This is a genomic window from Streptomyces sp. NPDC005566 (genome assembly GCF_040605575.1).
GTDB lineage: Bacteria > Actinomycetota > Actinomycetes > Streptomycetales > Streptomycetaceae > Streptomyces.
This window is the reverse complement of record NZ_JBEXDB010000064.1, coordinates 1-2,486: the sequence shown is the minus strand read 5'-3', so window position 1 is coordinate 2,486 and position 2,486 is coordinate 1. Positions and strand designations below refer to the sequence as shown.

The 2,486-nt window shown below is 61.9% G+C and carries 3 protein-coding genes; all 3 read right to left on the bottom strand.

What is annotated here, in order from left to right:
- Nucleotides 1–146: 146 nt before the first annotated feature.
- The 3 genes from ABZS61_RS34715 to ABZS61_RS34705 are packed head-to-tail and all read right to left on the bottom strand — an operon-like array spanning nucleotide 147 to nucleotide 2,342.
- Nucleotides 147–590: a hypothetical protein gene (locus ABZS61_RS34715; protein WP_124648838.1), complete on the bottom strand. Its 444-nt coding sequence runs from the start codon at nucleotides 588–590 to the stop codon at nucleotides 147–149.
- Nucleotides 591–593: 3 nt separating this feature from the next.
- A complete protein-coding gene (locus ABZS61_RS34710) occupies nucleotides 594–2,033 on the bottom strand; it encodes a hypothetical protein (protein ID WP_105815474.1) in 1,440 nt (479 codons plus the stop codon).
- Nucleotides 2,034–2,054: 21 nt separating this feature from the next.
- Nucleotides 2,055–2,342 carry a PAAR domain-containing protein gene (locus tag ABZS61_RS34705; protein WP_046547487.1) on the bottom strand — a complete coding sequence of 96 codons (288 nt, stop codon included), beginning with the start codon at nucleotides 2,340–2,342 and terminating at the stop codon, nucleotides 2,055–2,057.
- Between the last annotated feature and the right edge of the window lie 144 nt (nucleotides 2,343–2,486).

Below are 2,486 nucleotides of genomic sequence, written 5' to 3'. Positions count from 1 at the left end.
GGATCGCGCCGGGGCAATTCTCGATCGTGTGGCCGTCGAGCCGGCAGTTGTCGCCGAAGCTGCGCGTGTTCGTCGATTTTCTGTGCGAGCGGTTGTTCAGGTAGCGCTCAGTCCGGCGCCAGGGAATCAGGAACGCCGATGCGACGTCATACCTCGTCGTTTCGGGCCGCGCGTATCTGCCGCTTCATCGCACGGTCATACGCGTCAAAACGCTGCCACGCATCCGCTGTGCGCACATGGGGCCGTTCCCGATGTGAACTGATCCACCACGGCTTGCCTCGATGCTCATACCAGCGCCACACCGCCGCCTGCGCAATCTCGTGTTCCCGGTCAGGACACACGCCGTCGACGACATCCTCAATATGAAGGATGCATGCGAGATGCCATCGCCATCGATCGCACAGTTCGTCTGCGATCAGCCCTACCGTGAAGCCCAGAAAGATCAACGCGTATTGCAAAGGGGTGGCCGTACCCAGTACTTCCGACGCATACCAGTAACTCACAGTCATCCAGACGGCGCACGCCAGCAGCGAGAGCCACCACAACGCCACGAACCGGGGAATGCTGAATTGCCGAAATGCCTTCATCACTGCTTACCCGTATTGGCGCCACACGTCGTCGGCATAGACCCGCTGTGCGAGGATGCGCCAGACACCGCACAAGATCACGACGACAACCATGACACTGGTGAACACCGTTTCGAACGTGCCCCACGCATTGTCGGGGGACAGCAGCATCCCGAATACCCACATCGCCACACACCCGACGAGTTCGACGGCTGGGAACAGGTTGTACTCGTAGTCTGTCTTCCACGGCGCGTCCACGCTCGGCAGTTCCTTGACGACTAGATTGAGCGCGACGCCCTCCTCGTGAGGCAGTGCGACAAGTTGCGCCCCCTGACCATATAACGCCATCTTGCCGGCCAGCGCCTGAAGGACCCAGCGCGCGACCGGCGCCTGCGGACCAATCGCCGGATCAAGCGCATGCGCTTCAATCTTCAGATCGGCATCCCTGACCGCGCTCAGCGTCGCATGTTGCGCGAGTCCCTTGAGCCGGCTATGCCAGAAGTGACGGATACGCTCGCGTGGCGCCTGCGCCGCGTTGAGCAGCAACGCCAGCGACCTGTCGACCTGGTCGGCTTCCCCGACGACCTGACGAAGTAGCCAAGCCTGCCGCTTTAGCTCAGGTTTTTCCTGTACGAGCGCGCGCGAACCGAGCAGAAGCGCAACCGCGGCTTCCGATGTCGCCGGCGCAATGCCCAGGGCGTCATCGTTCAAATGCCATGCGACAACGAGGCGATACTTCGGAGTTCCGTCCACTGCATAGTGGCTAGAGGCAAACGGCGAGTCGCTTTTGCCCGTGAACCAGTTCTCCGCAAAGTTCACGTTGCGGTGGTTGTCGATCCATCGAACACGGGGCCGCCCCGGCAACTTCAGGCGCTCCCATACAGCCTTGACGTCCGTCGACCATTCCTGCCGGTCGCACTGCATCACGATTTCGAATGAGTTGCTGCGCGACGCCTCAGCCAGCCGCGCCGCCAGTGGCGTCAGAAGGGTTTCCAGCAGGCTGCTGACGCGTGACGCGACGTGGGTTGCGTCGAGACCGCCGAGCAACATGACCTTCCCCGGATTCTCCGGTGGACTGCCTTCCAGTTTCAGCATGCGTTCCGCCAGGTCGGCTTCGGGCGTGAGAATGACACTGTCGAGCACGGCTATGCCTGCACGGCTGAGTCGCTGCCATCGGACCAGCAAATGCCAGCGCGCCGCATTCCTGACTGCTGCCTCAAACGCCAAGCCGTCGTAAAACGACGAATAAAGCGCGGCGCAGATCGTGAGCCAAAAAGTAAACGGGACCGCCAGCGCGGAGCGCGTGAATTCCGGCGAGCCAACCGGTTTGCCCGCCGGCCACGTCATCACCGTATAGGCCAGGCACACGCCCTCGATCACGAGGAACAAGACGAGGTAGACCCATAAAGGCGGCGGTTTGGGGTGCTGCCACTCGGGCGGCACGCGTTGATCCCAGCGAAATTTCATCGCGTCTCCGTGAATATCGCGTCACGCTTCGATCATCGAGTGGCGCTGCGATGCAATCAGCCGCGGCGATGGATGACACGCGCACCGGCAAAGGTCGTCTTCGAGCGCGGGCTGTTTGTCGCTCAGTTCATGGTCCGAGCGCTCACCGACCGGCTCGATCCGGCCAATGGTGTTGCACGCGGGACATTGGACCCGCGCGCCCACATGGCTCAACTTGCGATCGTCGAGTTCAACGTCGTCGAGGCCGTCAAGCACGACGCCGTTCGCCGTCGTCCGGTCATGCTGATAGATCAGCGCACGTTCTCGCATTTCAGACACCCACCCATTCCCATTCAGCGTTGCCGACATCGTTCGAAATCGACGGCATCGGCTGGCCACGCCGCATCGTCACGATGCGGGACAGGTCATAGCGATATTCCGGCGTCGAGTAGTTCGCATTCGCGCGCACGCGCG